Here is a 6,711-nt window from a genome sequence, read left to right on the forward strand (position 1 = left end):
CCCGAAACCTGAGCATGTTGTGCATCAGGCCGACCGAGTAGGCTGCTTTGGGACCGCTTCGCGGTCCAGCGGGAGCAAGCCCCCCCCCACAAAAGCAGTCCGAGTCGCCCCTCATCACCCGTTACCTCAGAAATCCCCAGCTACAAACTCACCCCGCTCACCACCCTCCACCCCGTATAATCCCGATCTTCCCGGCTTGTAAGAAAACGCGCCCAACGCTGTAGTCTTACGCCAAGCCAGACCCACCAGCCCGCCGAGCCGGGCCGCCACCAAGGTGTTATGCATGGATTTCAACCCACTCGACCTCATTCTGCATCTCGACGTCTACCTCGACATGCTGGTGACCAACTACGGGACGTGGATCTACGCCATCCTGTTCCTGGTGATTTTCTGTGAAACCGGCCTGGTGGTCATGCCGTTCCTGCCGGGCGATTCCCTGTTGTTCATCGCCGGGGCCGTAGCAGCCGGTGGTGCCATGGACCCGCTGCTGCTCGGAGGCCTGTTGATGCTCGCGGCCATCCTCGGCGACAGCACCAACTACATCATCGGCCGCACCGCCGGCGAGAAGCTGTTCAGCAACCCGAACTCGAAAATCTTCCGCCGCGACTACCTGCAACAAACCCACGACTTCTACGACAAACACGGCGGCAAGACCGTAACCCTGGCGCGCTTCCTGCCGATCATCCGCACCTTTGCGCCCTTCGTCGCCGGCGTCGGCAAAATGCCCTATCCGCGCTTCTTCGGCTTCAGCGTGCTCGGCACCATCCTGTGGGTCGGCGGCCTGGTGACCCTCGGCTACTTCTTCGGCAACGTGCCCTTCATCAAGCAGAACCTGTCGCTGCTGGTCGTGGGCATCATCCTGCTGTCGTTGCTGCCAATGATCATCGGCCTGGTGCGCAGCAAAATGAGCCAGCGTAGCTCGAAAGCCGAGACACGCTGATCGGCCATGTGGTCCCTCAGCACCTGGCGTCGCCGCCGCACCCTGGCCAAACACCCCGTTGCCGACGAAACCTGGCAGCGGGTGCGTCATCAGTTGAGCTTTCTCGACGGCATCAGCGCCGACGAAGACCAATGGCTGCGTGACGCCAGCGTGCTGTTCCTGCACGACAAACACCTCACCGCCCTGCCCGGCGTCGAATTGCACCAGGAGCAACGTCTGCTGCTTGCCGCCCAGGCGCAATTGCCGCTGATGCACCTCGGCGAGTTGAACTGGTACCAGGGCTTCCACGAAATCGTTCTCTACCCAGACGACTTCCTCAGCCCCCAGCGCTACCGCGACGCCAGCGGCATCGAGCACGAATGGGACGGCGAACACAGCGGCGAAGCCTGGCCCCAAGGCCCGATCATCCTCGCCTGGGATGGGGTGATGGCGAGCGGCGGCTGGGAAGGCTACAACCTGGTGATCCACGAACTGGCGCACAAACTCGACATGCTCAATGGCGATGCCAACGGCCTGCCGCCGCTGCACAGCGACATGCGCGTCAGCAACTGGGCCGAGACCATGCAGGAAGCTTTCGACGACCTCAACCGCCAACTGGACCTGAATCCCGACGCGGACACCGCCATCGACCCCTACGCGGCGGAAAACCCGGCGGAGTTCTTCGCCGTCACCAGCGAGTACTTCTTCAGCGCCCCGGACCTGCTGCATCAGGCCTACCCAAAGGTGTACGAACAGCTCAAGACGTTCTACCGCCAGGATCCGTTGGCCCGGCTGCGGCAACTTCAGGCCGAGGATCCGGTCTATCAGGCGTCATACTAAGGTCTCTAAGACCCTGGTAACGTGGCATCAGCGGCCGAATATGCCTATAATCGCCGCCACTTTTTGGTCAATCCGACCAGTCATCTGGTCAACTAACGGGGGCACCGCCCAATGAGCTACAGCAAGATTCCGGCTGGCAAAGACCTGCCGAACGACATCTACGTCGCGATCGAAATCCCGGCCAACCACGCCCCGATCAAATACGAAATCGACAAAGACAGCGATTGCCTGTTCGTTGACCGTTTCATGGCCACCCCGATGTTCTACCCGGCCAACTACGGTTACATCCCCAACACCCTGGCCGACGACGGCGACCCCCTCGACGTGCTGGTCGTGACCCCTTACCCAGTTGCCCCAGGCTCGGTCATCCGCGCCCGTCCTGTCGGCATCCTGAACATGACCGACGACGGCGGCGGCGATGCCAAAGTCATCGCAGTGCCACACGACAAACTGTCGCAACTGTATGTCGACGTGAAGGAATACACCGATCTGCCAGCCCTGCTGATCCAGCAGATCGAACACTTCTTCGAGAACTACAAAGACCTCGAAAAAGGCAAGTGGGTCAAGATCGAAGGCTGGGCCGGCGCCGACGCCGCCCGCGAAGCGATCACCAAGTCGGTTGCCGCCTACAAGGGCTGAAACTGCAAGTAAAAGAACCCCGGTATGCACCGGGGTTTTTTTATGTCTTAATGCCGCTTAATACTTACGAGTATTAAAATCGCCGAACAATTGTTTGCTGATGTTTATCAAGCCTAGTTCCATTCGCGCAAACGGAAAGATCATCTTATAAATCGGAACGACATGTTTATTGCTGAAAACACAGCCGCCCCTAAACTTTTCGTTTATGAAAATCATATCCAGCGGCGATCGCTTCAGAGCCCTTCTCAAAGAAGCCAATATCCGATCTGTGGACTTCGCCAGGCTATACGGCGTGAAGTCGCAGCACGTAAACAACTGGTTCAACCGCGGCATCCCGGCGGGGCGCATCCACAACATTGCCCGCATGCTGACCGTCAGCCCGGAATGGCTCGCCAGCGGTGAAGGCCCGCAAACCCCGTTGGGGCTCGGCCCGGGCATTACCTACGACGCCGCGGAAACCCAGGGCGTCTACAGCGTGCCGGAAACCTCCGACATCGAACTGCCCTTCCACAAGGAAGCGCCCATCGCCCCCGGCGAAACCACAACCCACATCATCGAAGACCCCGACCAATCCATCCGTCTGCCCCGCAGCCACCTCGAATCCCTCGACATCAACCCCAACGACGCCATCTGCATCACCATGGTCGGCGACAGCATGGCCGAACGCATCGAAGACGGCTCTACCGTCGCCATCGACCGCGGCCTGACCCAAGTCGTCGACGGCCAGATCTACGCCCTCGAACACGACGGCATGCTCCGCATCAAATACCTGCACCGCATCCCCGGTAACCGACTGCGCCTGCGCAGCCACAACAGCGCAGCCTACCCCGACGAAGTCTTCAGCGCCGAACAGATCGACGCCCAGAACATCCGCGTGATCGGCTGGGTCTTCTGGTGGTCCACCCTCGCGAAAAAACGACCGCAGGTGTTCGATTGACCCACCCAGGAGCAGGAATGTGGCAGGCGCTTTCGTGGCGAGGGAGCTTGCTCCCGCTGGGCTGCACAGCAGCCCCCCTGCTACTTATCTGAATCCCCCTAACCCAATGATTCCACACCAATTACCACTGGGATTCCGAAGCAAACCCGCGTATCCTGCGCCCCACATTTGCGAGCCCAAGCCTCGCACCGACAAGGCAGATCACTTTCTGACCAAGTCTCACAGCCGGCCGCAAGAGCCGGATGTACGTTTTGAAGGCTGGTAAGGTTTGTCAAAAACGAACTGAATCAGTCAACGAGAAGCCGGCCATAAGCCGGCTTTTTATTGTCTGAGATCTTTAGCCCCACCCTACCTCATCTCAACAACATCCAATGCCCGATTCGCCAACAATTCACTCAGTTCAATCAACTGCAAGATCCCCAACGCGACATGCCGTCGCGAACCTTCCAGGTCGAACGCAAGATCATTGATCATCGCATTGGCCGAAGCCAGGCTTTCGCTCAGGTTCGCGAGCAGGCACTCCATGTCCACATCAGGTGCGACGGTAAACAAGGCGTCGGGCTTGTCGGACGTTTCGTTCTCAGGGGTAGGCTCGAGATCGGAATCGAAAGCTCGGTTGGTAGCATCATCGATTTTTTTGTTGCGAGCAGACTGAGCGCGAGACCTATGTCCATCTGTAGCTGGGGGGTTCGGTGTAATTTTTGCCATTGACTTAGGTTCCTGTAAGTGACGCTGCAACCACCTCGCGACTAAACGAGAGGGCGGCAGCTGTGCGCAGGTTAGTCGACCGGTGAACCTAAGAATCCCGGCGCGCCCGGGGGCGCCCTGCGCACAGCCACCATCATTACAGGAACAGCAAAGCCTGTCCGGCGGGGACTTGGTACGCCTTAGGTTGAGACGGGCGACTAAACCCGATCACTGATGAGCAGTGACAGGACCCAAGCTACCGACCAACCCCAAGCCGCACAAGCCGGCGGATTCTGGCGTAGTTGTAGGCAATGGCGCAAGACAGCGTCAGCCCCCCTTCCTGATCCCACGAGCCTGATAAACATCCTCGGCTGAGTCGCCTCGATTCAGCGCTTCGGCTTGCCCGTGACAACGCAGTGCCAATTAAAGAAACGCCCTACACGCGCTGCTTCTTTTCCTGACTTATTTCCTTAGCCGCCGCCGGCAAAGTCTCGCGCCTACCCTGCGCCGCGAGATGCCTGCATGCCCTTCTACGAGAAAATCCTTGCCCAGGGCAACGTCATTGGCTCGCTGGTAATGGCGGCCATGGACTCGGACCAACCCGATGTCGAGGTGGTGCTGAAGGATTTCCGCCAGTGCCTGAACGACTACGACACCTGGGCGGAAGATTTCTGGGCCGGCCGGACGCTGGACATCAAGCAGGCGTTCAAGGTCGGCGGCGAGGTCGCGCTGGCGCCTGCAAGAACCGGCGGCAAGCAGGTCAGTTCTCTGGTGGCGCAGTGTCCGGCGCAGGGCCCGTTGACGCTGGTGCATATGTTCCAGGCCTCGCGTTTCGTGCCGATCGGCAATACGCCGGTGATGCTGGAGCCCATCCTCGGGGGCGAGCCGGGTAAAGAAACGTTTGGTGAGGCGGTGCGTCACGACATCGGCCCCAGCGGCATCCTGGAGGTACGCGAATGCGACCGCGGTCGGCGTTATCGCATCACCTTTTTTCCTGATCTGACCACCGATCACGTCAAGGCGCTGTACGCGTCCTATCAGCAGGTGATCGTCGAGCTCGAAGGCTGGCTGAAAGCCGAGTGGAACGAGTTTCAACCACTGTGGAAGGAATTTTCCGAAAGCAGTTTTCTCAAGCGCGTCGACGTATTGCAGCAGGCTCAGTTGCGCGGCTTTGAAAACGCGCTGCATGGGCTGTGGGACGACATCAAGCAGGTCTTCGATCTGTTGGCGGACCTGCAGGCCAACAGCGAAAAATTGCTGGAGTACCTCACCGAGGTCGAGCTTGAGCAACTGCTGAAAGCCCCGGCAGAGGCGATTGCCAAGGCCTTGATGATCCTGAGCGACGAGCCGTTGCTCTTGGTCTACACGGCGGCCTTCACCAGTTGGCTGCGGATGTTGCCGCCGCAGTACATGGCTGAAGTCATGGGCGAGATCCGCGCCGCCATTCTGATCAACTTTCTGTTGGCGCGTTTTACCGGCGGCCTGGGGCTGGGTCTGCGCCTGACCGGCAAAGTGTTGCGCCATGTCCGCTCGGAGCGCGCCCGCGAATGGTTGCAGGCATCCAGCCAGCGATTGGGCCAACTCGGCGGCGGCAGCCTCGACAAACACGTCGATGCGCTGAAACCGCTGGTGATCGGTGGCCGAGGGCCGTCGGTGGGGCCGGCGCCCGTCACGCCGTTGCAGATCACCACAGGGGATTCCGCGCCGCTGTCGGTCAGACATCCGGTTCCGATCGTGCGGGAAAAATCCCAGGTTGCTGCACGGCTGAGCAAGTACGAACCCCACGACGACGCCCCGACCCCCTCGAAAAACCCCAACGGCGACCCCGCCGACAGCGCCGCCCAGACCCGCACCGACGGCTGCCCGGTGTCGATGGTCACCGGCGAGGAACTGCTGACCCTGGAGGACGGCACCCTCGACGGGCGCTTGCCGTTCATCTTCACCCGCCTCTACCGCACCAGCGCCGCCGAGCTGGACATCGGCCTCGGTCGTGGCTGGAGCCATGCGCTGGCCCATCGCCTGGTGATCGAAGGCGAACAAGTGACCTGGATCGACCAGGAAAACCGCCGCACCAGCTTCCCTCGCCCCAGTTTGCAGCGCCCGGCGATCCACAACAGCCTGGCCCGCGCGGCGATCTACCTGAGCCGCGAGCCGGACGAACTGATCATCGCCCAGCCCGGCGAAGACGCGCCTTTCCTGCACTTTCGCGACGGTCATCTGACGGCGCTGAGCGATCGGTATGACAACCGCCTGACCGTCCAGCGCAACATCTACGGCGACATCAGCCGCCTGGACAACGGCGCCCGGCGCGGCCTGCGGTTGCGCTACGAGCATCGTCACCTGGTCGCCATCGACTATCAGAGCTTTGACCCACAACAGCACCCGGACGAAGCCTGGCGCACCGAACAGAAGCTGGTGACCTACCGCTACGACGGCCGTTTCCGACTGATCGAGGCGACCAACGCCGCCGGCGAAAGCGAGCGCTACGACTACGACGACCAGCACGTCATCCTCCAGCGGCAGCTGGCCGGCGGCGCAAGTTTTTATTGGGAATGGCAAGGCCTCGGCCCGGCGGCGCGTTGCGTGCGGCACTGGGCGTCGTTCGCGCAGATGGACAGCCACTACAGCTGGGGCGAAGACGGCAGCGTCACGGTCCGGCATCTGGATGGCAGCGAGCAAGTGTACGTCC

6 protein-coding genes are annotated in these 6,711 nt (G+C 60.8%); 5 read left to right on the top strand and 1 reads right to left on the bottom strand.

The features are described from left to right. Nucleotides 1-283 precede the first annotated feature (283 nt). From ACE04F_RS02150 to ACE04F_RS02165, 4 genes are all read left to right on the top strand, one after another. On the top strand, nt 284-940 hold the full coding sequence (locus tag ACE04F_RS02150) for a DedA family protein (protein WP_486104449.1): 657 nt from the start codon (nt 284-286) through the stop codon (nt 938-940). Nucleotides 941-946: 6 nt separating this feature from the next. Then, nucleotides 947-1,759: a M90 family metallopeptidase gene (locus ACE04F_RS02155; RefSeq protein WP_486104451.1), complete on the top strand. Its 813-nt coding sequence runs from the start codon at nt 947-949 to the stop codon at nt 1,757-1,759. A gap of 111 nt (nt 1,760-1,870) precedes the next feature. Further along, nucleotides 1,871-2,398, top strand: coding sequence for an inorganic diphosphatase (gene ppa, locus ACE04F_RS02160; RefSeq protein ID WP_024780093.1), 528 nt, complete (start codon nt 1,871-1,873; stop codon nt 2,396-2,398). 205 nt (nt 2,399-2,603) lie between these two features. Continuing rightward, nucleotides 2,604-3,335 (top strand): LexA family transcriptional regulator, encoded by a 732-nt coding sequence (locus ACE04F_RS02165; protein WP_486104454.1) that lies wholly within the window; start codon nt 2,604-2,606, stop codon nt 3,333-3,335. 348 nt (nt 3,336-3,683) lie between these two features. Here the strand turns inward: ACE04F_RS02165 and ACE04F_RS02170 are convergent, their stop codons facing one another. Beyond that, nucleotides 3,684-4,043 carry a DUF6124 family protein gene (locus ACE04F_RS02170; RefSeq protein ID WP_486104456.1) on the bottom strand — a complete coding sequence of 120 codons (360 nt, stop codon included), beginning with the start codon at nt 4,041-4,043 and terminating at the stop codon, nt 3,684-3,686. A gap of 501 nt (nt 4,044-4,544) precedes the next feature. Here ACE04F_RS02170 and ACE04F_RS02175 point away from each other — a divergent pair. After that, the coding region (locus tag ACE04F_RS02175; RefSeq protein ID WP_486104458.1) for a DUF6531 domain-containing protein at nt 4,545-6,711 on the top strand (2,167 nt) is incomplete at its 3' end.

It is taken from the genome of Pseudomonas sp. AGC41 (genome assembly GCF_057334555.1).